This is a genomic window from Burkholderia seminalis (assembly GCF_001718535.1).
In the GTDB taxonomy this organism is placed as follows: Bacteria; Pseudomonadota; Gammaproteobacteria; order Burkholderiales; family Burkholderiaceae; genus Burkholderia; species Burkholderia seminalis.
In genome coordinates this window covers 981,983-1,007,156 of record NZ_CP013399.1, presented here as the reverse complement: position 1 = coordinate 1,007,156, position 25,174 = coordinate 981,983, and the positions used below count along the sequence as shown (strand labels likewise).

The 25,174-nt window shown below is 68.7% G+C and carries 14 protein-coding genes; 6 read left to right on the top strand and 8 right to left on the bottom strand.

Features of this window, described 5'->3' with window-relative positions:
• Positions 1–55: 55 nt before the first annotated feature.
• Positions 56–5,950, bottom strand: a complete 5,895-nt coding sequence (gene uvrA, locus WJ12_RS20230; protein ID WP_059562626.1) for an excinuclease ABC subunit UvrA — start codon at positions 5,948–5,950, stop codon at positions 56–58.
• A gap of 223 nt (positions 5,951–6,173) precedes the next feature.
• Positions 6,174–6,392, bottom strand: a complete 219-nt coding sequence (locus WJ12_RS20225; protein WP_034192020.1) for a DUF3820 family protein — start codon at positions 6,390–6,392, stop codon at positions 6,174–6,176.
• Between the two features lie 162 nt (positions 6,393–6,554).
• On the opposite strand from WJ12_RS20225, the gene WJ12_RS20220 reads away from it, so the two are divergent.
• A complete protein-coding gene (locus WJ12_RS20220; protein ID WP_059562690.1) occupies positions 6,555–6,743 on the top strand; it encodes a hypothetical protein in 189 nt (62 codons plus the stop codon).
• A 78-nt stretch (positions 6,744–6,821) separates the two neighbouring features.
• Here WJ12_RS20220 and WJ12_RS20215 read toward each other — a convergent pair whose 3' ends face one another.
• Both WJ12_RS20215 and WJ12_RS20210 read right to left on the bottom strand, forming a co-directional pair.
• Positions 6,822–7,217 carry an outer membrane protein assembly factor BamE gene (locus WJ12_RS20215; RefSeq protein ID WP_049035342.1) on the bottom strand — a complete coding sequence of 132 codons (396 nt, stop codon included), beginning with the start codon at positions 7,215–7,217 and terminating at the stop codon, positions 6,822–6,824.
• A gap of 44 nt (positions 7,218–7,261) precedes the next feature.
• On the bottom strand, positions 7,262–11,737 hold the full coding sequence (locus WJ12_RS20210) for a YadA-like family protein (RefSeq protein ID WP_059562623.1): 4,476 nt from the start codon (positions 11,735–11,737) through the stop codon (positions 7,262–7,264).
• A gap of 1,439 nt (positions 11,738–13,176) precedes the next feature.
• On the opposite strand from WJ12_RS20210, the gene WJ12_RS20205 reads away from it, so the two are divergent.
• Positions 13,177–14,010 (top strand): response regulator transcription factor, encoded by an 834-nt coding sequence (locus WJ12_RS20205; RefSeq protein ID WP_059562620.1) that lies wholly within the window; start codon positions 13,177–13,179, stop codon positions 14,008–14,010.
• Positions 14,003–16,351: a sensor histidine kinase gene (locus tag WJ12_RS20200; protein WP_059562616.1), complete on the top strand. Its 2,349-nt coding sequence runs from the start codon at positions 14,003–14,005 to the stop codon at positions 16,349–16,351. Before WJ12_RS20205 ends, WJ12_RS20200 begins: the two co-directional genes overlap by 8 nt.
• A 60-nt stretch (positions 16,352–16,411) precedes the next feature.
• Here WJ12_RS20200 and WJ12_RS20195 read toward each other — a convergent pair whose 3' ends face one another.
• Positions 16,412–17,302 carry a LysR family transcriptional regulator gene (locus WJ12_RS20195; protein ID WP_034191804.1) on the bottom strand — a complete coding sequence of 297 codons (891 nt, stop codon included), beginning with the start codon at positions 17,300–17,302 and terminating at the stop codon, positions 16,412–16,414.
• 119 nt (positions 17,303–17,421) lie between these two features.
• Here WJ12_RS20195 and WJ12_RS20190 point away from each other — a divergent pair, with 119 nt between their 5' ends.
• From WJ12_RS20190 to WJ12_RS20180, 3 genes are all read left to right on the top strand, one after another.
• Positions 17,422–18,162: an SDR family NAD(P)-dependent oxidoreductase gene (locus tag WJ12_RS20190; protein ID WP_059562613.1), complete on the top strand. Its 741-nt coding sequence runs from the start codon at positions 17,422–17,424 to the stop codon at positions 18,160–18,162.
• A gap of 281 nt (positions 18,163–18,443) precedes the next feature.
• A complete protein-coding gene (locus WJ12_RS20185) occupies positions 18,444–19,964 on the top strand; it encodes a sensor domain-containing diguanylate cyclase (RefSeq protein WP_059562610.1) in 1,521 nt (506 codons plus the stop codon).
• A gap of 167 nt (positions 19,965–20,131) precedes the next feature.
• The gene (locus tag WJ12_RS20180) at positions 20,132–22,090 is read left to right on the top strand and encodes a phosphatase PAP2 family protein (protein WP_059562607.1); all 1,959 of its coding nucleotides are present in this window, start codon (positions 20,132–20,134) and stop codon (positions 22,088–22,090) included.
• A 46-nt stretch (positions 22,091–22,136) separates the two neighbouring features.
• On the opposite strand, the gene WJ12_RS20175 is transcribed toward WJ12_RS20180, so the two are convergent.
• Genes WJ12_RS20175 through WJ12_RS20165 form a run of 3 tightly spaced genes read right to left on the bottom strand, consistent with a single transcriptional unit; the run spans position 22,137 to position 25,154 of the window.
• Positions 22,137–22,430, bottom strand: a complete 294-nt coding sequence (locus tag WJ12_RS20175; protein ID WP_051701118.1) for a hypothetical protein — start codon at positions 22,428–22,430, stop codon at positions 22,137–22,139.
• A gap of 55 nt (positions 22,431–22,485) precedes the next feature.
• The gene (locus WJ12_RS20170; protein WP_059562604.1) at positions 22,486–24,009 is read right to left on the bottom strand and encodes a UxaA family hydrolase; all 1,524 of its coding nucleotides are present in this window, start codon (positions 24,007–24,009) and stop codon (positions 22,486–22,488) included.
• On the bottom strand, positions 24,006–25,154 hold the full coding sequence (locus tag WJ12_RS20165; protein ID WP_059562602.1) for a mannitol dehydrogenase family protein: 1,149 nt from the start codon (positions 25,152–25,154) through the stop codon (positions 24,006–24,008). Before WJ12_RS20165 ends, WJ12_RS20170 begins: the two co-directional genes overlap by 4 nt.
• Positions 25,155–25,174 lie beyond the last annotated feature (20 nt).

Sequence of the window (25,174 nt, the reverse complement as noted above, 5' to 3'; positions counted from 1 at the left end):
CGGCCGCGGTGTCCGGCAAGACACCGCGGCCGTCGACCGAATGGAAGCCCCGCGCTCAACCGACGCGCGCCTCTCCCTCGCGCTCGGCTTCCCCTTCATCCGAACTCGTGCGCGCCAGCACCGGCTTGAGCGCCTGCCCCGTATGGCTCGCGCCGACCTTCACGAGCGCTTCGGGCGGCGCCGCCGCGACGATCGTGCCGCCGCCCACACCGCCCTCCGGCCCGAGGTCGATGATCCAGTCGGCTTCCGCGATCACGTCGAGATCATGCTCGATCACGACGACGCTATGCCCCGCATCGACGAGCCGGTGCAGCACGCGGATCAGCTTCGCGACGTCCGCCATGTGCAGGCCGACCGTCGGTTCGTCGAGCACGTACAGCGTATGCGGCGCCTTCTGGCCACGCCGCGTGATGTCGTCGCGCACCTTCGTCAGCTCGGTGACCAGCTTGATGCGCTGCGCCTCGCCGCCGGACAACGTCGGTGACGGCTGGCCGAGCGTCAGGTAACCGAGCCCGACGTCCTTCATCAGCTGCAGCGGATGCGCGATGTTCGAGATCGGCGCGAAGAATTCCACCGCCTCGTCGATCTCCATCGTCAGCACGTCGCCGATGTTCCGGCCACGCCACGTGACGGCGAGCGTCTCCGGATTGAAACGCTGGCCGTGACACACGTCGCACGGCACCTTCACGTCGGGCAGGAAGCTCATGCCGATCGTGCGCACGCCTTGTCCTTCGCACGCCGGGCAGCGCCCGTCGCCGGTATTGAACGAGAACCGGGACGCCGTATAGCCGCGCGCACGCGCCTCCAGGGTGTCCGCGAACAGCTTGCGGATCGTGTCCCACACGCCGATGTAGGTGGCCGGACACGAACGCGGTGTCTTGCCGATCGGCGTCTGGTCGACTTCGAGCACGCGATCGATCTGCTCCCAGCCGCTCAGCGACGCGCAGCCCTGCCACGCGTGCGTGACGTTCAGCGACGGCCGCGGCGCGCTGCGTGCGAGCACGCTCGAGCGGCGGTTGGCCGCCGGCGCGTCCTGCTGCGCGGCCTTGCGTGCGCGCCGTGTGGCGGGCGACGAAAGCACCGAGCGGCCGACCGCGTCGAGCAGGTTCGTCATCAGCACGTCGCGCGCGAGCGTCGACTTGCCCGAGCCGCTGACACCCGTCACCGCGACGAGCCGCGCGAGCGGAATGCCGACCGTGACGTCGCGCAGGTTGTGCAGCCGCGCACCGTGCACGGTCAGCCACGCTTCCGGCACGGCCGCGCCGCCCTTCTTGCCCGGCAGGCTCACGCTACGGCGCGGCTGCAGCGGATGCGTCATCGGCCGCGCGAGCAGCCGACCCGTGACCGAGTCGGCCTGCGCGGCGAGATCGGCGACCGCGCCCTGCGCGACTAGCGCACCGCCGCGCTTGCCGGCGCCGGGGCCGATGTCGATGATGTGATCGGCGCGACGGATCGTGTCCTCGTCGTGTTCGACGACGACGAGCGTATTGCCCTTGTCGCCGAGCTTGCGCAGCGCGTCGAGCAGGATCTGGTTGTCGCGCGGATGCAGGCCGATCGTCGGCTCGTCGAGCACGTAGCACACGCCCTGCAGGTTGCTGCCGAGCTGCGCGGCGAGCCGGATGCGCTGCGCTTCGCCGCCCGACAGGCTGGGCGCCGCACGGTCGAGGCTCAGGTAACCGAGCCCGACTTCCTCGAGGAATGCGAGGCGGCTGCCGATCTCGCTGACGATGTCGCGCGCGATCTGCGCGTCGCGCCCGGTGAGTTCGAGCGCGTCGATCCAGCGGCGCGTGTCCGACACCGTCCACTGCGCGACCTCGACGATCGGATGCGCGTCGAACGTGACCGCGCGAGCGGTCGGGTTCAGCCGCGTCCCGCCGCAGTCCGGGCACGGCTCGTTGCCGACGCCTTCCGGTTCCTGCTCGTCCGACGGCAGCGTCTGCTCGCGGCCGCGGCCGTCCTCGGCGAGTACCGTGTCGTCGTACGCGGCGCGTTGTTCGCGCGTAAGCGTGACGCCGGTGCCGACGCAGGTCGTGCACCAGCCGTGCTTGCTGTTGTACGAGAACATTCGCGGGTCCAGCTCCGGATAGCTCGTGCCGCATACCGGGCACGCACGCTTGACCGACAGCACCTTGACCGTGCCGACGCGCGCGGTCGAATGGTTGTTCCGCATCGCGTCGTGCAGCCCGTCGAGCGGCGCGAGCAGGTGCATCACGCCCTTGCCGAGCTCGAGCGTCTCGTCGAGCCTGCGACGCAATTCGGCTTCGTTGTCCGGCGACACGACGAGATCGGCGACCGGCAATTCGATCGTGTGCTCGCGGAAGCGGTCGAGCTTCGGCCACGGATCGACCGGCACGAACTCGCCGTCGACACGCAGATGCGTGCTGCCGCGCGCCTTCGCCCACTTCGCGAGATCGGTGTACACCCCCTTGCGGTTCACGACGAGCGGCGCGAGCAATCCGACGTGCTCGCCGCGATGATCGCGCAGCAGCTGCGCGGCGATCGATTCGACGGATTGCGACGTGACCGGCGTGCCGTCGTGGATGCAATGCTGCAGGCCGAGCTTCACGTACAGCAGCCGCAGGAAGTGCCACACTTCGGACGTGGTCGCGACCGTGCTCTTGCGCCCGCCGCGCGACAGCCGCTGCTCGATCGCGACGGTCGGCGGAATGCCGTACACCGCGTCGACTTCGGGCCGCCCGGCCGGCTGCACGATCGAGCGTGCATACGCGTTCAGCGATTCGAGGTAGCGGCGCTGGCCTTCGTGGAACAGGATGTCGAACGCGAGCGTCGACTTGCCGGAGCCCGATACGCCGGTGATCACGTTGAACTTGCCGTGCGGAATGTCGACGTCGAGCGCCTTCAGGTTGTGCTCGCGCGCGTTGACGATCCGCACGACGTCCTCGCCCTCGATCGCACGGCGCTCGCGCGCGGCGTTCAGCACGGCCTGCAGCGGCACGCCTTCGTCGGCGAGCGCCGCCTCGGCGTCCATCTCGCGGTCGTACTGCAGCAGCGCGACGCCCGTGTGCGATTCGGCGCAGGCCTTCACGTCGTCGGGCGTGCCCGCGCACAGCACGAGGCCGCCGCCGTCGCCGCCTTCCGGGCCGAGATCGATCAGCCAGTCGGCCGCGCGGATCACGTCGAGGTTGTGCTCGATCACGATCAGCGAATGGCCGGCCGCGAGCAGCTTGCCGAACGCCTGCATCAGCTTCGCGATGTCGTCGAAGTGCAGCCCGGTGGTCGGCTCGTCGAACATGAACAGCTTCGCGCGCGCGATGCGCGCCTCTTCCGTCGCGACCCGGCGCCCGTTGGCCGCCGCCGCGGATTCGGCGAGGAAGCCGGCGAGCTTCAGGCGCTGCGCCTCGCCGCCCGACAGCGTCGGCACCGGCTGGCCGAGCTTCACGTATTCGAGGCCGACGTCGACGATCGGCTGCAGCACGCGCAGCACCTCGGCGTCGGTCGCGAAGAACGCGGCCGCCTCGCTGACGGTCAGGTCGAGCACGTCGGCGATGTTCAGCGCACGGCCGCCGCGTTCGATGCGCACCTCGAGGATCTCGGCGCGGTAGCGGCTGCCGTCGCAGTCCGGGCAGCGCAGGTACACGTCGCTCAGGAACTGCATCTCGATGTGCTCGAAGCCCGAGCCGCCGCAGGTCGGGCAACGACCGTCTCCCGAGTTGAAGCTGAACGTGCCGGCGCCGTAGCCGCGCTGCAGCGCGAGCGGCGCCTTCGCGAACAGCTTGCGGATCTCGTCGAACGCGCCGACGTAGCTCGCCGGGTTCGAGCGCGTGGTCTTGCCGATCGGCGACTGGTCGACGAACACGACGTCGCCGACCTGGTCCGCGCCCGTGAGGCTGCGGTACGCGCCCGGCGACTCGGTCGCCTTGCCGTGGTGCCGCGCCATCGCCGGATACAGCACGTCCTGCAGCAGCGTCGATTTGCCGGAACCGGACACGCCCGTCACGCAGACGAGCCGCTGCAGCGGAATCTCGACCGTCACGTCGCGCAGGTTGTGTTCGCTCGCGCCTTCGAGCACGATGCGCGGCGTATGCGCGTCGACCGCCCGGCGCGCCCAGTTCGACGCGTGCGCGACCTGCTTGCGGCCGCCGAGATACTCGCCGGTCAGCGTGGGCGCGGAACGGATGTCGGCCGGCGTGCCGTCGTAGACGATCGTGCCGCCGCGCTCGCCCGGACCCGGCCCCATGTCGATCAGCCGGTCGGCCGCGAGCATCACCGACGGATCGTGCTCGACGACGACCAGCGTATTGCCCGCGTCGCGCAGCCGCTGCATCGCCTCGACGATCCGTGTCAGATCGCGCGGATGCAGCCCGATGCTCGGTTCGTCGAGGACGAACAGGGTTTTGGTCAGCGACGTGCCGAGCGCCGTCGTCAGGTTGATCCGCTGCACCTCGCCGCCCGACAGGGTGCGGCTCTGCCGGTCGAGCGTCAGGTAGCCGAGCCCCACGTCGCACAGGTATTTCAGGCGCGTGCGCACCTCGGCGAGCAGCAGCTTCAGCGCATCGTCGAGCAGCGCGCTCGGCAGGCTGATGCCGTCGAAAAAGCGCCGGATGCGCTCGATCGGCAGCAGCATCAGGTCGTGCACGGTCAGGCCCGGCAGCGCCTCGAGCTGCGCGCGGCTCCAGTCGACGCCGCGCGGCATGAAGCGCTCGGCCGGCGCGAGCACGCCGTCGGCATTCTCTTTCGAGCCGAGCCGCCATTGCAGCGATTCCGTCTTCAGGCGCGCGCCGCCGCACACGTCGCACGGCGTGTAGCTGCGGTATTTCGACAGCAGCACGCGGATATGCATCTTGTACGCTTTCGATTCGAGATAGCCGAAGAAGCGCTTCACGCCGTACCACTGGCTCTGCCACTTGCCGTTCCAGTCCGGCGAACCGTTGACGACCCAGTCGCGTTCGGCGTCGGTCAGCTCGGACCACGCCACGTCGCGGCGGATGCCGGCCTTCGCCGCGTAGCGCATCAGGTCGTCCTGGCACTCTTTCCATGCGGGGGTCTGCATCGGCTTGATCGCGCCGCCGCGCAGCGTCTTGCGCGCGTCCGGAATCACGAGGCCGAGATCGACGCCGATCACGCGGCCGAAGCCGCGGCAGGTTTCGCACGCGCCGTACGCCGAGTTGAACGAGAACAGCGCCGCCTGCGGTTCCGCGTAGCGCAGGTCGCTGTCGGGATCGTGCAGCCCGGTGGAGAAGCGCCACACCTGCGGCTCGGCGACCGCATGTTCGGCCTCGGGGGCCAGCACGTATACGTTCACGCGGCCGCCGCCGCGCTTCAGCGACGCCTCGATCGCCTCGACCACGCGCACCTTGTCGGCCTGCTGCACGCGGAAGCGGTCGGCCACCACGTCGAGCATCTTGCGCGGCCCGGTGGGCGACGCGACTTCGCGCTGCGCCTGCACGCGCGTATAGCCGCTCGCGGACAGCCACTGCGCGATTTCCTCGTCGGACACCGCTTCCGGCAATTCGACCGGGAACGTGACGACGACGCGCGGATCGTCCGCCCGCGTGCGAGCGACGAGATCCGCGTAGATCGTTTCCGGCGTGTCGTGCCGCACCTGCCGCGCGGTCTGGCGGTCGAACAGCTCGGCCGCGCGCGCGTACAGCAGCTTCAGGTGATCGTTCAGCTCGGTCATCGTGCCGACGGTCGAACGCGAACTGCGGACCGGGTTGGTCTGGTCGATCGCGATCGCGGGCGGCACGCCGTCGACGCGCTCGACCTGCGGGCGGTCCATCCGGTCGAGGAACTGGCGTGCGTACGCGCTGAAGGTTTCGACGTAGCGCCGCTGCCCTTCCGCATACAGCGTGTCGAACACGAGACTCGACTTGCCGGAGCCCGACGGGCCCGTGACGACCGTCATTTCGCCGGTGCGCAGGTCGAGATCGAGGTTCTTGAGGTTGTGCTGACGTGCTCCGCGAATGCGGATCAGATTGCTGGATGACAATTTGCCTGCCCGTCTGAATGAGTTAGCCGGAATTCACGGTGCCGGAACGCTGCGGCGGATATCCGCAGGCGCGGCGCACGCGCCGCAAGGGTTGCACCTGTGCGGCTCGAGTTCGACGGGTACTATACTGTATATTCATACAGTTTTCCATGACGACCCTGCGGGCGTCATGGGCAGGCGGCCGGGGAACGGCCGGCAAGCGCCCTGGCGAAAGCGGCGTCGCTCACGACGAACGCGTGCGCAACGGTTCCAGCAAGTCCCTCAGGCCGTTGTGATCGATTTCGTGCATCAGCGCCAGCTGCCGGCCGATTTCGCCGCGCGGGAAGCCTTCACGGGCCAGCCAGTTGAGATAAGGTCCGGGCAGGTCGGCGATGAGCCGGCCCTTGTACTTGCCAAAGGGCATGGTGACGGTGACGAGGTGTGCGAGGTCGGCGGTCTGCATCCGCGTATTGTGCACGCCTTTGGGCCCGTGTCGCGCGCCGGGCCGATGCGGCACGCGGCAAACCCGCCGGCCGCGGCCTCGCGAACAGGCCGCCACGAACCGCCCGCGCCCCTTTTCCGGCCTGCTAGACTGGAATTCCCCCTGCAAACGATGGAGGGCGTCATGTTGTCCGTCTACGTCGTGAAGACCGGCGAGCAGTTCCTCTGCACCGCCGAGGATGGCGATATCGGCATGGCACCGGCGGTTGAAGATGCCACGTCGTTTCGTTCGTATGAGGAATCGGAAAAGGCGGCGCACGTGCATGCCGACCCCGGGTACGAAATCGTGGCCGTGTGCGTGCTCAGGCACTGACCCGACGCCCGGTGGCGGGCGCCGATGGACCTGCGCCATCGACGCCCGCCGCCCGGCCCGAGAACCGGCCGTGCCGCGTCAGCCTGCGTTGCCCGCCGCCCCCTTCCCGCCGAAGGCCTCGCACTCCGGCTTGTCCCACCGCGTCTTCGCGACGCGGCTATCCGAATCGAACTGCACCTGATACTGGCAGGTCGCGACCTTCCCCGCGTCGCGGAACTGGAACAGGTAGTTCCACGTCCGCACGTGGAAGATCCACTCGTGGAAATGCGGCGGCCCGAGCAGTTCGTACAGCTGGTTCTTCGTCACGCCCGGCTGCACCTGCGCCAGGTTCGCGAGATTCGGATACGTGCCTTCGGGCAGCGTGGCCGTATCGGGCGACGGGAACGGCGGATCGCCCTGCTGCGTGGCGCATCCGGTCAGGCCGGCGGCGGCGACCAGTGCGGCGGCCGCGAACTTTGCAAGATTTGCGTTCATGTTTGCCATTGTCTGAATGGAAGGGAAACGGCGCGCGCCGCGGCTCACCACTGATACCCGGCACCGACCACCGCGCCATACGTGCCGCGCGTGTTGGTCGAGACGGCCGCCTTGTAGATCCAGTGGTTGTTCTCCGAAATCGTCGAGATGCCCAGCGCCTGCCCCGACTGGCCGCGATACACGCTGCCGGCCAGTGCGACCATGCTCTTGCCGGGGCCGGACGGCTGCGGCAGGCCGGCGACGGCCATCGCCGTCGCCGTGCCGCCGTCCGCATCGCGGCGGTAGCTGTCGAGGCTGTTGCGCAAGCTCGCGACCTGACCGTCCGTGTAGCTGTTCGCCTGCGACAGCGTGTTGCCGACGCTCGCGTTGAGCTGGTTCACGTTGACCGCGTCGGTGCCCTGCGTGCCGGCCGCGACGTTGACGACCTGGCGCGCCGAATCCGCGGAGCCGACCGCCACGACGTTCGAGCGGCCGCCGTCGTTGCTGCCCGTGCCGATCGCGGCCGAATTGCTGCCGGACGCGGTCGACCCGACGCCGATCGCGGTCGAGCCGTTGCCCGATGCGAGCGCCCCGTTGCCGACCGCCGTGCTGTTCGAGCCCGATGCGACCGCGCCCGAGCCGCCCGCCGACGAGTTCGACCCGGTCGAGCCCGGCGGCACGTTCGTGCCGCTCGGATTCGTCGTGTACGAGCCGCCGAGGTTCGACGTGCGCTGGTTGATCAGCGTCGTCAGCTGGTTGGCGACCGAGTCGAGCTGCGACACGTTCACCGCGTCGGTGCCGTTCTTGCCGGCCGCGAGGCCGGTGATCTGCCGGTTGCCGATGTTGACCTCGCCGGCCGACGACTGCGGGCTGCTCAGGCCGTATGCGATGTAGTTCGTCTGCGCGCCGACCGTGGTCAGCGAACCCGCGCCGAGCGCGACGCTGTTCGCATAGGTCGCCGACGCGCCGGCGCCGAACGCAAGCGCATCGGTCGCCGTGGCGTGCGCGCCCGACCCGAGCGCGACGCTGCCCACGCTCGCCGCGACCGCGTTCGCGCCCTGCGCGACGGACTGCGCGCCGGTGGCCGTCGCCCCGCTGCCGAGCGCGATCGCATCGGCCTGCGCGACGCTCGCCGCCTGCCCGATCGCGACGCCGCCCGGCGCGGTGGCATCGACGATCGCGCCGTTTCCGATGCCCACGCCGTTGTCGCCGTTGACGACCGTCGTCGGGCCGACCGCGACCGATTCCGCGCCGACCGCAAGCGAATCCACGGCCGTCGAGTTCGCGTGGAAGTACTTCGTGGTGGTGACCGCGAACGATTGCAGCGCGCCCGCCAGTTGTCGCACGGTGACCGCATCCTGCTGGCCGGTGCCGTCCGCGACGTTGGTGATCTGGCGGTACGTCTTGCTCGTCGCGTCGCCGACCGACACCGCGCCGAGCAGCGTCTGGTCGGTCGTGTTGAACGGAATCGACGCGCTGCCGTTGCGAATCGTGCCGGACGTCGGCACCGTCGCGCGATCGGCTACCGAGCCGGCGCCGAGCGCGATGCTGCCGTCGACCTTCGACACGGCGTTCGGACCGATCGCGACACTGTCGAGTCCGAGCGCCTGGCTGTCCGGCGCGGTCGAGTTCGCGTGGAAGTACTTGATGCCGTGCGCGTTGATGTTGTCGACCGCCGAACCGACATTGTTGTTGACCGTCGTCGTGCCGTCGCTGTTGTACGTCACGTACGACGGCGCGGAGATCGTGCCGGTCGTCGGGTCATAGGTCGCGCCGCCGCCGATCGCACCTGCCGTGCTGTTGCCGAGGTTGGTGTTGTTCGACGCGATCGAGCTGAGGCCCGTCGACAGCGAGCCGATGCCCGTCGACGTCGCGGTGGACAGCGACGTCAGGTTGCTGTTCGTGCTCGACAGGCCGGTGGACAGCGAGCCGACGGTCGTCGACGTCGACGTCGACAGCGACGAGATCGAGCTGGTCGTCGAACTGAGGCCGGTGGACAGTGAGCCGATACTCGACGACGTGGCCGTCGACAGCGACGTCACGCTGCTGTTCGTCGTGCTCAGGCCGGTGGACAGCGACGCGACGCCGGTGGACAACGAACCGACGATCGTCGACGTGGAGGTCGACAGCGACGTGACCGTGCTGTTCGTGCTCGACAGGCCGGTGGACAGCGACGTGATGCCCGTTGACGTCGACGTCGACAGCGATGTGACCGAACTGTTGGTCGAACTCAGGCCCGTCGACAACGACCCGACGACGGTCGACGTGGAGGTCGACAACGACGTGACCGCGCTGTTGGTCGAGCTCAATCCGGTGGACAGCGACGTCACCGAACTGTTGGTCGAACTCAGGCCGGTAGACAGCGAGCTGATGCCCGTCGACGTCGAGGTCGACAGTGACGTCACCGTGCTGTTGGTCGAACTCAGGCCCGTCGACAGTGACGTGATGCCCGTCGACGTCGAGGTCGACAACGACGTGATCGCGCTGTTTGCCGAAGACAACCCGGTGGACGTCGACGTCGACAGCGACGTCACCGTGCTGTTGGTCGAACTCAGGCCCGTCGACAGCGACGTGATGCCGGTCGACGTCGAGGTCGACAACGACGTGATCGCGCTGTTTGCCGAAGACAACCCGGTGGAGGTCGACGTCGACAGCGACGTCACCGTGCTGTTGGTCGAACTCAGGCCCGTCGAGAGCGACGTGATGCCCGTCGACGCCGACGTGGACAGCGACGAAATCGCGCTGGTTGCCGACGACAACCCGGTGGACGTCGAGGTCGACAACGACGTGATGCTCGATGCCGTCGACGTCGACAGCGAATCGACCGCCAGGTTCGTCGCGGCCAGTTGCGAGCCGTTGATCGCGTCCGTGCTCGACGAACTGATCCGTCCGGCCGCGACGTTGGTGATCTGGCGCTCGGTACCCGCCGCGCCGACGCTGACGACGCTGGTCGGCGACGTACCGTTGAAGTTGTACGTGACACCGCCGATCACCGCGCTGGCCGTCGGATTCGGCGCGGCCGTCGTCGAGCCCGAGCCGAGCGCGACATCGTTCGCATTGTTCGCCACGGCCGAGGCGCCGAACGCGACCGCCCCCGCTGCTGCCGCCGTCGACGTATTGCCGAGCGCGAGGGAACCAGTGCCCTGCGCGTTGTTGGTATTGCCGATCGCCACCGCCCCGTCGCCGTTCGCGGTGTTGTTCGCCCCCAGCGTGACCGCACCCGTGCCGATCGCGGTGCTCGGATCGCCGATCGCTACCGCGCCGTTGCCGCTCACGGTCTGGCCGAAGCCGAGCGCGACTGCGCCGGTACCGCCCAGCACCTTCGAGCCGTAGCCGCCGGCGACCGAACCGGCACCGGCCGCCGCGGCGACCGAGTTGGAGTCGCCGATCGCCACGGTCGAACTCGCCGCCGCGACGCTATTGATACCGACCGCCGTCGCATTCGTGGCCGACGCCGTCGCGCCGGACCCGAGTGCGGTCGCCGAAATGCCGCTGCTGCGCGCGAGATTGCCGAGCGCGACGGCGAACTGCTGCGTCGCGGTCGACTGCACGCCGGCCGCGATCGAGCTGACGCCCGACGCATTGGCGCTCAGGCCGAGTGCCATTGCCTGATCGGCGCCCGCAGTCGTGGCGGAGCCGAGCGCGATCGAACTGGTGCCGAGCGACTGCGTGCCCGAGCCCGGTACGCCGGCCGTGCCGCCCCAGCCGATCGCGATCGACGTTGCACCCTTCGCGCCGCTGTTGACACCCATCGCGATCGACGAATTGCCGGTCGTCAGCGCACCGCTGCCCACCGCGACACCGGCAGCGCCGGAACTCGTCGACTGGTTGCCGAGCGCAACCGCGCCCTGATTGGTCGCCTGCGCCGAAAAACCAAGCGCGACGCTGCCGATACCCGACGAAACGGCGCCGAGTCCGAGCGCAGCCGCACTCTGACCGGAGGCCGTCGCATTGTTCCCGAGCCCGATGGCGGACGTGCCGCTCGCGGTCGCGCCACTGCCGATCGCCACCGTACCGGACTGCGTCGCCTGCGTTGCATTCCCGACGGCAACCGAAAACGCGCCCGACCCGATCGCCTGCACACCGAACGCCGCGCTATTGACACCGGTCGCCTGCGAATTGATGCCGACGGCCGTCGAACCGTCCGCCATCGCATGCGCGCCCGGCCCCAGCGCGGTGGCCGACACGCCCTGCGCCGTCGACAGGTTGCCCAGCGCGGTGGAATTCTGCTGCGCGGCACTCGACCCGACGCCGATCGAGATCGAGCTCACGCCGCCGGTCGCGGAGCCGCCATCCTGCGCATACTGCGCGTGCGCGCCCGCATGGAACAACGCAAGATAAGTTGACGCCATCAGCACGGCCAATCGCCGCGGCGACGGCATCGAAGACCGGCCCGCGCGGCTCGCGGCGCCCTCGCTCGCGGCATGCCCGGACCTGACTGCCGACGACGCAACCCGCTTGCCGCGCGCACGGTCAAGCTCGGACGCCGCGACCCAGGCCCCCAGTGCTTCGTTCCAGATCGACTTGAACGACTTGTTCATCTTGTGTTCCCTCGGTTCTCATGTGCTGGATGACGCAGCAGCGAGCGCGACGGCAAGCGATGATGCATCGGCCCGCCTCCTCGCCCGTGTCGCGACGCTTCGCGATTCACTTTGGATAGCTAACTAAACGATCGAACAACGCTGCTCGGCAATCACGATCGCCACGGCGATCGCGCGACGGCACGCCGCACGCGCGCGTCGGCACGCTGCGCGGCGGCACTCGCCGGTTATCGGATCATGGAAGCCGATGGCACGCGAAGACGGCGGCACGCTGCCCCGCGCATCGCGGATTCGCGTGCGCGCGCCGTCGCGCCGAGCCGGCGGCGACCTTGAATTTCATGGGAAGGCGCCGTTCAGACGCCGGATGAACGAAAACCGGCCCCGAACCCGGGGCGGCTTTCGTCACGATTCATTCAGGAGGAGGACGACGCCGTGTGGTCCCCGGGTATGAAGCATGCGCATCCGGTCCGTTCGAACCGGTGCGTTGACCTGTCATGCCTGTCGTATTCATGTTTTTCGTGCCCGCCTGATTCGAGAACGCGCCGCGCGATCGCGCCACGACGGATCAGACCGTCGGGCGGACCATGCGCAGCCGCTCACCCTCTCCGCCGGCAGTCGAGCGCTTTCCGGATTTCCGGAAAAATCGCCCGACTTGCAGAACGGCCCCCGCATCGATTGAGTCGATCGAATTTTCTTGACGATTTTTCTTGTCGATGCGTCACACCCGAACCAATCTCACAATCATTCCGCTTTTCTTGTATACGAACACATTCGGAAAATTATGAAATTTGTATTACCCTCGTGCCAATTTTCTTGTTCATCATCGCACTCTCAAATTCTGAGAATTGCCATCATTCGATGTCACATTGAATATCGCAACATCCGAACGTGGCAGCGGCAAGGAATCCACGAACATCCGTTCCCCTCGAAGAACCGATTCCAGCCGCGCCGGAGCTAGTGTGCAGTCATCCGTTCAAACAAACCTTTTCCAGAGCGGAAAAATCCTTTTCCAGAGCGGATGATATTTACATTCATACATTTCCACTCGAAATCGGTTTTTCATCAAAACAAATCCTGACCGGCCAACCAAAAAAATCAACCGGACGAGCGCCGATTCGAAGCGCCTGTTTCAAATCGAAAGACATCACCTCTCGACACAATTCACCCTAATTTATTCCGCGGGCCAATTCGATCACATAATCCATAAAAATCGGAAATAAAGACCGAAATTAAAAAGACGGCTCGGCATGTTTTTCCACTCCATTTCTTCCGGTCTAGTAACGCTGCCGAAACCGTTCAGTGTCCCGGCGGATAAGCCCACACAGTCCGCACGGAATCCTCACAATCGGTATTGTTGTCGACATATAATTTTTCGCAACAATCGCACCCACTGCGATGCTTTCAATCCGACCGACCACCCTTCCCTCGCGTCCGCCACCATGCCATCCCGCTTGCCCAGTTCGGCGCCGCCTCGTACCACGCCGGATCTCGCGGGCGCGCATATTCTTGTCGTCGACGACCGCCCGAACGACCTGCGGCTCCTGACCGAAATCCTGCGCGCGGCGCGGTGCCGGATCAGCGTGGCGTTCGACGGGCTGCAGGCCTATCACCGTGCGCAGGCCATCGCGCCCGACCTGATCCTGATGGACGTCCGCATGCCGCGCATGGACGGATTCGCCGCGTCGCGGCTGCTTGCATCGACGCCGTCGACGCAAGCGATCCCGGTGATCATCCTGACGGCGGCCGGCGAGCTCGAGGATCGGATCGCCGGGCTCGAAACCGGCGCGATCGACTACATCGTCAAGCCGTTCGAGCCGGCGGAAGTCATCGCGCGGATCCGCAATCACCTGAAACGCGCGCGGCGCAGCCAGCCGTTCGCGCACTTGCCCGAGCTACCCGACCACCCCGACGCCGCGCTCGTACGCGCGGCGACCGACGTGCTGCTGCGTGACCTGCGGCATCCGCCGGCGCTCGACGATCTCGCGAAGCAGGTCGGTACGCACGAAAAGCGCTTGTCCCGCGTGTTCCGCGACCAGCTCGGCCAGACCGTATTCGAGTACCTGCGCGACACGCGCCTGCGCGCCGCGATGCACTTCCTGTCGGATACATCGATGGGCATCGGCGACATCGCCGAGGAAATCGGCTTTTCCACGCCCGGCAATTTCGCGACGGCGTTCCGCGAACGTTTCGGTATCACGCCGTCCGACTGGCGGCGCCAGCGCCACACCGGCGACACGCCGGCCGCACAGGGGGGGCGCCACGGCGATGCGTAGGCGACACGCGGCGTGGGCAGCCGGATGGCGCGCGGTGCTGCTGCTTGTGATCGCACTGGCCGTCACCTGCGCGACGGCCCGCGCGGCATCGACGCCGAACCCCGCGCAACTGGACGGCGTATCGGTGTTCGAGGACGCGAGCACGACGATGACGGCCGAACAGGTCGCCGCGCGGCTCGCCGGGCCCGCTCGACGCGTGCCTGCGGCAAGCACGTCGACGTTCAACGTCGAGTTCTCGCGGTCGGCATGGTGGGTCCGGGCGACGCTGACCAACCGCGGCAGCGTCGCGCGTCCGCTGGTGCTGGTGATTCGCGACGCGCGCATCGACCACGCCGACTTCCATGTCGGCCAGGACGGCAGCTGGACGCTCGTCAGCCGCTTCCCGGCTGCCGACGCCGGCAGCGACGCGGCCCGTCAGCCGTCGCGCTACCCGGTACTCGACGTCACGCTGCCCGCCGGCGCAAGCCTCCCCGTGCTGATCCGCGTCACGTCGCGCAAGGAAATGCGGCTCGCGCCGGCCGCGTTCACCCGCGCGGCATGGGATGCGCAGGAACGGCGCGCGACGATGTGGGACTTCGGCTTCTTCGGCGGCCTGCTCGCGCTCCTGTGGTGCGCGCTGCTGATCGGGTTCTTTTCGCGCAGCGGCGTGTTCCATGTACTGGCCGCGATGGCGCTGGGCACGACGCTGTTCGAGGCCGCTTACCGCGGTTACGTGGCCATGGCGCTACCGCCCGCACTGCGCGAGTGGTCGGCGCGCGGCGAGGTGATCGCCGTGTACGCGGCGATCGCCTGCTTCATCGTCTTCATCCTGACGGTCGCCCGGCGCGAACAGGCCAGGCTGCCCTTGCGTGCCGTCTACATGGCGTTCCTCGCGCTCGAATGCATCGGCATGGTCGGCGCCGCAGGCGGCGACCTGCTGACCTTCACGTGGTTCTGCCTGCGGCTGAACGCGGTGCTCGGGATCGTCAACATCAGCCTCGCGCTGATGCTCGCGATCCGCCGGACGCCGACCGGCCGCGTGATGCTGATCGCCATCGCGTTCGCCACCTTCAACATGCTGATCCGCGTGCTCGACGGCATGGACGCGCTGCCGCCGCTGCTGTCCTGGCTCAAGTCCGATATCTATCCGAACCCCGTCATCGCTATCGTCGGGCTCGCCACGCACCTGCTGGTGCTGGCCGCGTGGATCCACCACGTGGGCCGCCAGCGCACCGAGGCCAGGAAGCGGCTCGAACACTGGCAGCTCACCGAACAGGATCGCCTGCGCGACGAAGTCGCGAGACGCACGGTCGCGCTCAACGACGCGTTGCAGCAGGTGACGACCCACATGCAGCAGAAGATCGAGACGCTCGGTTATGTGAGCCACGACCTGCGCGCGCCGCTGTCGACGATCAACGGTTATGCGAAGCTGCTGCTGCAGAGCGCGACGCGCAGCCAGGCGCGGCTGATCCGGTCGATCGACCGCAGCATCCGCTACCAGCTCACGCTGATCGACGAACTGCTCGCGTTCACGAAGGCCGAACTGCAGCCGCTCGGCGTGGCGCCGGACGCGACCGACCTGCCCGGCCTGCTCGACGACATCGGCCACTATGCGCTCGCGCTGTGCGCGCAGCAGGACAACCGGTTCGTCTACCGGCCGGCCACGCCGCTGCCGCGCATGGTGTCGATCGACGGGATGCGGCTGCAGCAGGTGCTGCTCAACCTGCTGTCGAACGCGTCGAAGTTCACGCGGGACGGGACGGTCACGCTGTCGGTGCACGCGGCGCGCGAAGGTAATGCGTGGCGCCTGCTGTTCGAGGTCGCCGATACGGGCATCGGCATCGACATCAGCGGCACCCGCGACATCTTCCGCGCGTACCAGCAGGTGCAGGCCGTGAACGGCGGAACCGGGCTCGGCCTGTTCATCGCGCAGCGCATCGTCGGCGCGATGGGCGGCGAGCTGGCCGTCGCGAGCCAGCCGGGCGTCGGCACCGCGTTCTCGTTCCCGGTCGTCGCACCGGCGCTCGGGCACGCGCTCGTGCCGGTGTCGGAACTCGTCCGGCGGTTTCATCCGGGCGACGAGGCCGGCCCGGAACGCGTCGCGCCCGCAATGGATGGCCCGCCCGACGATGCACTCGACGCACTGATCCTGCTGGCCCGTGACGGGCGGCTCACCGATATCGAGACATGGCTCGGCCAGGTTGCGGACGAGCACGGTTACGCGGCCTTCGTGCAGCGCGTGCGCGAGCATCTCGATACGCTCGACCTGCACGCGATCGAGAAGCTGGCCGGGGCGCTCAAGCGTGTGCGCGTCGCGTCCGCTTCGTTCGACGCCGAAGCGGACGCGGCCGGGCCGGCTTGATCGCGCGTGGCGCGGGCACCGGTCGCGCGGCACCGCACCGTGCCGTTCGAATCCGTTCGCTCAAACGCGCCGCGGCAGCGCCGTCGCGAAGAACTCCGTCGCGCGGCGCACGCGCGCCGGAACGAATCGGCGCTTCGGCCAGACGACGCTGATATCCCTGACTTCGCTGACGTATTCGTCGAGTATCGTCATCACGTCCGGGTGGCGAAGTTCATCGGCGAGCGAGATCCGGGCGAACAACCCGATTCCGACGCCGGCCAGCACGCCAGCCCGGATCGTCTCGACACTGTTGGACGACAGGTTGCCGCGCACGGCGACGCTGAACCTGCCTTGCGGGCCCGTGAACGGCCAGTTGACCGCTTCCGTCAGGCCGCCGTACAGCAGGCAATTGTGATCGACGAGCTCGGCGGGCGTCCTGGGGATGCCGTGTTGCTCGAAATAACGACGGGATCCGACGCACACGAGCGGGGTGCCGGCCACCCGCCTGACCACCGCGTCGGGATCGTGAACCGCGCCGACCCGGATCGCCAGGTCGATCCGATCCTCCACCATGTCCCGCACGAAGTCGGAAAGGACGAGGTCGACCTGCAGGCCGGGGTTCGACGCCAGCAGCTCGGGAATCAGCGGGAGCACATGCAGGCGGCCGAAGGTCGCGGAGACCGCGATCCGGATCAGACCGGATGCGTCGTGCGTGCTGCTCGCCAGTTCGCTGTCGGCGTCATCGAGCTCCTCGATCAGCGGTTTGGTCCGGTCGTAATATCGCTGCCCGTCGTCCGTCAGCGTCACGCTGCGCGTGCTGCGATTGAACAGCCTCACGCCGAGGCGGCTCTCCAGCGTGCCGATGGCCTTGCTGATGCCCGACTGCGAGTCGCCGGTCCGGCGGGCCGCGGCGGAAAAGCCGCCCGCCTCGACGACGGCGATGAAAGCGTTCAATTCGTGAAACCGGTCCATTGCGCTGCTCCGTTCGACCCATTCTCCCGAAGAATAGAGCTTATGCAGGCTCGGCCGATTATCATTTCCGGCAGCGGCAATTACGATGATTCCGTCAAACACATCGACGGAAGGTTCTCATGCCCACGCTTGCAGGCAAATTTGCGGTCGTCAGCGGCGCAACGACCGGTATCGGGTTCGCGATTGCCCAGCGCTTCGTCGCCGAAGGCGCGCATGTCTTCATCTTCGGCCGTCGGCAGGCCCAGCTCGACGCGGCAGCCGAACGGCTCGGACACGGCGTCACGGCGCTCCAGGCCGACGCGGCCAGCCTCGCCGACCTCGACCGCGTCGCGGCAGCCGTGCGCGACGAAACCGGACGCGTCGACATCGTCGTCTCGAACGCGGGCTTCACCGAGCAGGCCCCGATCGACACGCTCACCCCCGAGCATTTCGACAAGGCCTTCAATCTCATGGCCCGCGGCCCCGTGTTCCTCGTGCAGAAGCTGCTGCCGCTGATGCAAAACCGCGGCTCGATCGTGCTGGTTTCGTCGGCCATGCACGTGATGGGCATTCCGGGGCACACCGCGTACGCAGCGACCAAGGCGGCGCTGCGCTCCTATGCGCGCACCTGGGCCGCGGAATTCAAGGATCGCGGCATCCGCGTCAACATGTTGAGCCCCGGCGTCACCGACACGCCCATCCTCGACGCGCAGACGGCGACACGCGACGAACTGGTCAGCATGTACCGGAGCATGGTGCCGCTCGGCCGGCTCGCGCGCGCGGACGAGATTGCGAGCGCGGCGCTCTTCCTCGCATCCGACGAAAGTTCGTACGTAACGGGTGCGGATCTGATGGCCGACGGCGGCATCGGTCAGGTCTGAAACGTGCGGGCCCCGGATCCGCCCGTTCGGCGCCCGGCGGCGCGTTCAATGAACGAAGCCCCCGCCGGGCCGGGCAAGACCGGCACGGCCATTGCCCGCGCGTTCGCCGCGCCCGCCGCCCGGTCGCGCGTTCCGATATGAGCCCGGGGCCGCACACGTTTGCGGCCGCGCCCCGCCCATTTGCGTTGCACACGACCCTCGATTTCCCCGCGGACCTGCCGTTAACCCGGATTTAAGCGCAGCCCGGTTCATCGCGCCGGGCCTTCCCCGCGAGCGCCAGCATGTCCGCATCCACCTCCATCGAGAAAATCGCCGACTGGGCGGGACGACACTACCTCGTCGTCGGCGCGCTGGGCACGCTGATGTCGCTCGCGGCGCTGAGCATCAGCGCGATCACGCTCTGGGCCACGAGAAGCGAAGTGGTCGAACATGCGCACGAAACCTCGCGCAACGTCGCCGCCGTGTTGGTGAGCGAGATCGCGCGGACCGTCGAAACGTCCAACAACGCACTGGTCGCGCTCGCCGCCGACCTCGGCAAGCCGGCGGTCCGGCACATGGACGCCGGGCTGCGGCACGATCTGCTGTTCCAGCGCTCGGCCGCGCAATACGTGACGGGGATGGGCGTGACGGACCGGGACGGCAAGTTGATCGACGCGTGCTGCGGGCCGTCCCACCACTGGAACTTCAGCGATCGCGATTATTTCAAGGTCCATCGCGACGCGCCGAATGTCGGCCTTTACGTGTCGGAGGCCTATCGCGCGCGCTCGCGCGGCGGCAAGGAATCGATCGCGCTCTCGCGGCGCATCGAACAGCCGGACCATACGTTCAACGGGATCGCGGTGGTCGCGATCGACCTCGCCTATTTCGATCAGTTGCTGTCCCGGCTGGACGTCGGGCCGCACGGCATCAGCGCGGTCCTGCGCGCGGACGGCACCATCCTGGCCCGCAACCCGTCGCTGAACGACCACCAGATGGTCCGCCTGCGCCGTTCGAACACCTTCGATCGCATGCTGAACCAGGACTCGGGCTTCTATGCGGCGCATTCGCGCATCGACGGAACGTTGCGCCTGTATACGTTCCAGCGGGTGCCCGGCACACCGCTGATCGCCGTCGTCGCGCCGGCCGAAGGCGACGTGCTGGACGGCTTCATCCGCATGTCATGGTCGGTCGGCATATCGGCGTCGCTCCTGTGCGCACTTTTCTGCGCGGTCGTCTGGCTGCTCGCCTTCGCGTTGCGGGACAACCTGCGCAAGCAGACGCTGCTGACCGGCCTCAGCCGCACCGATCCGCTGACCGGCCTGCACAACCGGCGTGCGCTCGACTTCGCGCTGGCCGACCAGTGGGAGCGGCTGCATCGAAACGGCCACGGCAGCCTGTCGCTGCTGTTCATCGATGCCGACCACTTCAAGCAGTACAACGACCGGCACGGGCACGCGCGAGGCGACACGGGGCTCCGGTTCCTCGCCGCCTGCATCCGCGCGCACACGCAGCGGCGCGGCGACTTCGCCGCGCGCTACGGCGGCGAGGAATTCGTCGCGGTGCTGCCCGATACCGATGAACGCGGCGCCGCGAAGGTGGCGGAGGCGATCCGCCGGGAAGTGGAACGCAACCGCCTCGACGGGTTCGACGACCCGGTGCCGGCCTTCACGGTGAGCATCGGCTGCGCGACCGCCCGCGCCGGATGGCCGGCGTCCGTCGACACGTGGTCGCGCGAGGCCGATCTCGCGCTGTACGCCGCCAAGCGTGACGGACGCAACCGCGTCCGTCACGCGCCGTCGCCGCGGAACGAACAAGCGGCGTGACGGCCGGATCGATCCGCCATCCGTACCGCGTTTAGGATATCGGAGTAAACAAACCCGTCGGCGGGTTCGATCCATGCATCGCTCGTGACGCACAGCCGATTCGTAACCATCGCGTCACGATCGGCCACGACAATGCGCCATCTTTCACACCCAGGATGGAGTCTTGCATGTTTGTGTCATCGAGCCGTCTCCCGCTGCACGTCGCAGCCCTGTCGACCGCGGTCGTGCTGGCCGCGTGCGGCGGCGGCGACGACGTGGTCGCCACACCCTCGACGAACGCCGCGATCCCGGCGCCGCCGGCCGATCCCGGTTTCGTCGACAGCGCGCCGGTTCCGAGCGTGCCCGCATTCGTCGACAATATCGCGACCAACCAGCGCGGCGACGCGCGTTACGCGACGCTGTCGACGAACGCCGCGGTGCGCGTGGTCAGCCGCTTCCTGGACCTCTGGCAGCCGTCGACGATGCTCGTCGATGCGGGCGTGACCGCGCCGGCCAACGGCGCGTTTCCGGCCGTCTCGCCGTCGACCTGCACGGGGCTGCCCGGCAACGGCACACCGTGCGGCACGATCCTGAACGACGCGGTGCTGCAGGCGAACGTGCAATACGTGGTCAACGCGACGACCGCGCGCACGCCGCAGCAGGCCGACGCCGCGTACTACGACGACCGGCGCGGCAAGGGCTACAGCGTGACCGACGGCATGGGGCCGCTCACGTCGGCCTGGCGCACCGCCGCCCAGCAGACGACCAGCATCACCAGCGTGCCGGCCGACGCGACGAGCGTGCTGTACAACGACACGGGCAACAACGTGGGCGTGGGCGGCAGCGCGAACGCGAGCTTCGGGAAAGTCGTCGATCTGCTCAATGAAATGGGCAACAACGCGTCGACCGAACCCTCGAAACGTTTCTACAAATATGCGCGGCCGTACCGCTGGAGCACGAGCGTCGTCGTCGACCCCACGCTCGTACCCGCGGAAAGCACGACGCCCGCGACCGACGGCGGTTTCATCAGCGGCCATCAGGCGGAAGCGATGCGCGACGCCGTGACGATGGCGTGGCTCGTGCCGGAGCGCTTCCAGGAAATGGTCGGCCGCGGCCTCGAACTCGGCGAGAACCGCATTCTCGCCGGCATGCACTCGCCGCTCGACGTGATCGGCGGGCGCATGCTCGCGCTGGCGATCAGCGCGGCCAATCTCGCGGTGTACGCGAACGATGCGCAGGCCGCCTATGGCCAGGCGCACCAGACGCTGCAGCAGCTCACCGGCACGACCGACGCGACGTTCCAGGCATTCGCGCGCTCGGGCACGACGGCGACCGACCGGTTCGCCGATTACACGACGAACAAGACGGCCTTCGCGCGCCGCATGACCTACGGCTTCGGCGCGCTCGACGCGACCGGCGCGCCGCCGGTCGTGCCGAAGGGGGCGGAGATCCTGCTGCAGACGCGTTTCCCGTACCTGGGCGCGGATCAGCGGCGCGTCGTGCTGAAAACCACCGAACTGCCGTCCGGCTACCCGGTGATGGACGATGCGGAAGGCTGGGGCCGGCTGAACCTGTTCGCGGCCGCCGACGGCTACGGCGCATTCAACGGCAACGTGACCGTCGCGATGGATGCGTCGAAGGGCGGCCTCAACGCCGCCGACCTGTGGCGCAATGACATCGCCGGCTCGGGCAAGCTGACGCTGCAAGGCAGCGGCGTGCTGACGCTGGCGGGCAACAACAGCTACACGGGCGGCACGCAGGTCGGCGGCGGCACGCTCGCCGCCGCGTCCGCGACGGCGTTCGGCAACGGCGACGTCTACGTCGGCGCAGGCGGCGGCGTCAGGATCGCGGCCGGCGCGCCCGTCACGATCGCCACGCGCTACACGCAGCTCGACGGCGCCACGCTCGAACTCGACATCGACGGCAACGGCGGCGGACGCCTGCGCGTGGGCGGCGCGTTCACCGTCGCGGGCGGCACGCTGCACGTGAAGTTCGTGAACGGCTATCAGCCGAAGGCCGGCGACACCATCGCGCTGATCGACGCGGCAGCGGGCGCGGCGAAATTCGCGACGGTGACCGTCGACGGCTTCAAGGCGACGCCGGTCTACACGGCGACGGGCGTGTCGATCACGCTGTCGGCGGCGTAAGCGGCGCCGCAGCGACCCGGGCGACGTCGCCGCCGAGCGGCGGCGGCTACGCGAAGCGACCGGGCACCGGCCCGTCGCCCGGGGTGCCGGCCTCGCCCGACGGACGAGGCCGCGTCCCGAAGCGCCGTTGCAGATCGATGATCGCGGGCAGGTTGAAGTCGTGGACGTCGGGCACGGCGCCGCCTTGCCGCCGGTTCACCTCGGCACAGAGTTCCAGCGCCCGGGCGCGTGTCTCGGCGAGCATCCGCAGCGCCTCGCCCAGCAGTCGCTGCTCCAGGTCCGACAGCGGAAAGTCGCGGCCGGTGTCGCCGGCCGCCGGCTTGCGCATCAGGGTCGTCATCGCGGGGTCTCCTTCGAAGCCGGATCGCGCGGGCGGCCGCATGCCGCCCCGCGCGTCACATGATCGCGCCGCGCAGCCACGGCACGAACTCGCGTTCGCCGATACCGTTCTCCTCGCTGCAGGTCCTGCGCCCGGACGCGACGTCGAGCATCAGCCGGAACAGCCGCGCGCCCGCGTCGTCGACGCTCGACGAACCGGTGACGATCCCGCCGCTGTCGAAGTCCATGTCGGCGCGCATCCGCTCGTACAGGCCGGTCGTCGTCGCGATCTTGACCGTCGGCACCGGTTTCGACCCGAACACCGAACCGCGGCCCGTGGTGAAACAGACGAGATTCGCGCCGCCGGCGATCTGCCCGGTCGCCGACACCGGGTCGTAGCCGGGCGTATCCATGAAGACGAGGCCGCGCTGCCGCACCGGCTCCGCGTAGTCGTAGACGGCGCGAAGCGTCGAGCACCCGCCCTTCGACACCGCGCCGAGCGATTTCTCGAGAATGGTCGTGATGCCGCCGGCGATATTGCCGGGCGACGGGTTGTTGTTCATTTCGCCGCCGCCGTCGGCCACGTAGCGCTCCCACCACCGCAACCGGCCGAGCAGGCGTTCGCCGATGTCGCGCGATGCCGCGCGGGCGATCAGCAGGTGCTCCGCGCCGTAGATCTCGGGCGTCTCGGACAGGATCGCGGTGCCGCCGTTGCGCACCAGCAGGTCGACGGCGGCGCCGAGCGCCGGGTTCGCCGTGATCCCCGAGTAGCCGTCGGATCCGCCGCATTGCAGGCCGACCGTCAACCGCGCCGCCGGCACCGCACGGCGGCGCGCGCCGTCGGCCGCCTCCAGCAGCTCGCGCACGATCGACACGCCGCGCGCGACCGTTTCGCGCACGCCGCCCTCGTCCTGGATCACCAGCGTGCGGACCGTGCCCGGCGCGGCCGCGTCGAGCCGCTCGGCCAGCACGCGCACCTGGTTGACCTCGCAACCGAGGCCGACCAACAGCACGCCGGCGAAATTCGGGTTGCGCGCGTAGCCCACGAGCGTACGGCGCAGCAGCTCGACCCCGTCCCCGTTCGCCGCCATCCCGCATCCGCTCTGATGGGTGATCGCGACGACGCCGTCGACATGACCGAACGGCGTGAGCGCCTCGTGCCGGTACGCATCGGCAATCGCGTGGCACACGCTCGCCGAACAGTTGACGCTCGCGATCACGCCGATGTAGTTGCGGGTACCCACACGGCCGTCGGGCCGCACGAACCCGTCGAAGGTGTCGCCGAGGTCGGTCGGCGCGTCGGGCGCCGCACCGGCCGCGCCGTGATCGAGCACGTGCCGCTCGGGCATCCCGACGTTGTGCACGTGCACGTGCTCGCCCGCGGCGATGTCGCGCAGCGCGACGCCGATCGGCTGGCCGCACTTGACGATCCGCGCGCCGCGCGCGATCGGCGCCGTGGCGAGCTTGTGGCCGGCCGGCACCGCGGCCGCGACGCGCAGCGTCGTGCCGTTCGCGTCGACCGGCACGTCCGGCGCCAGCGCGTCGAGCGCGACGGCGACATTGTCGTCGTGATGCAGGATCACTACTGCCGGCTGGTTCACGATGCGAAGCTCCCTGTGGTTGCGCAGCGGGCCGCGATGCGTCGCAGGCGCGGCTGCCCGCCCGGCAGCGCCAGCGAATCCGCGAGCGCCAGCAGCGGCGCGATCCGCCGCGCCACCTTCTCGCGATGATTGCCGGCGATATCGGCGAGGCGATGCGCGAGATACGGATTGAGAAAACGTTCGCGCACGCTGTCGAGGTAGCGTTCGGCCGTTTCTTGCTGGCCCAGCGCGGCGAATACCGGCGCGACCTCATCGCGCCATACGGCCTCGAGGCCGTCGCGCAGCCGCACGTCGTTCATCGCGTCGAGCACCGTTTCCGATTCGGGCCGCCCCGTGACGAGCCATTGCTCCGCCAGCCAGCTGTGCCCGAGGTTGAGGAAAAACAGTTTCAGGCGCTCGTGGCTGCGCAGGTCGTCGGTGACGACGATCCGCGCGTGCCGGCACGGCAACGCCATGCCCGCACGCCGCTCGATCGCCCACAGCGCGTAAGGCTCCGCGACCGCGCCGACCGGGTGAATCGGCTCGGACACGATGCGGTCGACGAGCGAGTTAACCCAGAGGCAGCGGTGCTGCAGGTAGTCGACGAACGCGTCGGGCAACCGCCATTCACGCGCGAGCGCGAGCACGCCGCCGCGCAGCGTGTCGCCGTTGTCCGCGACCAGTTCGCAGGGCAGCATGGTGACGCCGTCGGCGGGCCGCACCTGCCAGCGCGCCTGCAGCAGCACGAGCAGCTTCGCGGGAAAACCGCGCGGCGCGCGGTCGGGATGAGCCAGCACCTGCGCCGAATCGTGCGGGTCGGCGCGATAACCCGCGTCGCCGGTGTTCGACACGATCGCCCGCACGGACTCGATCGCCGCGCGGCGGATTTCGGCCCAGTCCGACTCCGCATCCCACGCGCGGTGCACGGCGCGGCACTCGACCACCTCGTCGACGATCCGGCCGCCGTCGCGTCCGCGTATGCGCACCGGATAGTGCGCGCCCGAGCGCAGCGCGTCGATGCGCGCGCGGCTGGCCGGGTTCCCGGTCGACTGCACGATGCCGATGCCGCCCATCGCGCCGCCTTCGTCGAGTGCCTGCGACACGAACAGGTCGACGTGCGCGAGCAGGAAGCGGCTTGTGCCGAACTGCAGGATCGGCGGCGTCATGACGTGCGCCCCGCGGCTTG

Bases quoted from the DNA above. Each gene is read 5' to 3' on its own strand.
- WJ12_RS20225 (WP_034192020.1), bottom strand. From the start codon at position 6,392: ATGCAGACCGCCGACCTCGCACACCTCGTCACCGTCACCATGCCCTTT.
- WJ12_RS20220 (WP_059562690.1), top strand. From the start codon at position 6,555: ATGTTGTCCGTCTACGTCGTGAAGACCGGCGAGCAGTTCCTCTGCACC.
- WJ12_RS20215 (WP_049035342.1), bottom strand. From the start codon at position 7,217: ATGAACGCAAATCTTGCAAAGTTCGCGGCCGCCGCACTGGTCGCCGCC.
- WJ12_RS20210 (WP_059562623.1), bottom strand. From the start codon at position 11,737: ATGAACAAGTCGTTCAAGTCGATCTGGAACGAAGCACTGGGGGCCTGG.
- WJ12_RS20205 (WP_059562620.1), top strand. From the start codon at position 13,177: ATGCCATCCCGCTTGCCCAGTTCGGCGCCGCCTCGTACCACGCCGGAT.
- WJ12_RS20200 (WP_059562616.1), top strand. From the start codon at position 14,003: ATGCGTAGGCGACACGCGGCGTGGGCAGCCGGATGGCGCGCGGTGCTG.
- WJ12_RS20195 (WP_034191804.1), bottom strand. From the start codon at position 17,302: ATGGACCGGTTTCACGAATTGAACGCTTTCATCGCCGTCGTCGAGGCG.
- WJ12_RS20190 (WP_059562613.1), top strand. From the start codon at position 17,422: ATGCCCACGCTTGCAGGCAAATTTGCGGTCGTCAGCGGCGCAACGACC.
- WJ12_RS20185 (WP_059562610.1), top strand. From the start codon at position 18,444: ATGTCCGCATCCACCTCCATCGAGAAAATCGCCGACTGGGCGGGACGA.
- WJ12_RS20180 (WP_059562607.1), top strand. From the start codon at position 20,132: ATGTTTGTGTCATCGAGCCGTCTCCCGCTGCACGTCGCAGCCCTGTCG.
- WJ12_RS20175 (WP_051701118.1), bottom strand. From the start codon at position 22,430: ATGACGACCCTGATGCGCAAGCCGGCGGCCGGCGACACCGGCCGCGAC.
- WJ12_RS20165 (WP_059562602.1), bottom strand. From the start codon at position 25,154: ATGACGCCGCCGATCCTGCAGTTCGGCACAAGCCGCTTCCTGCTCGCG.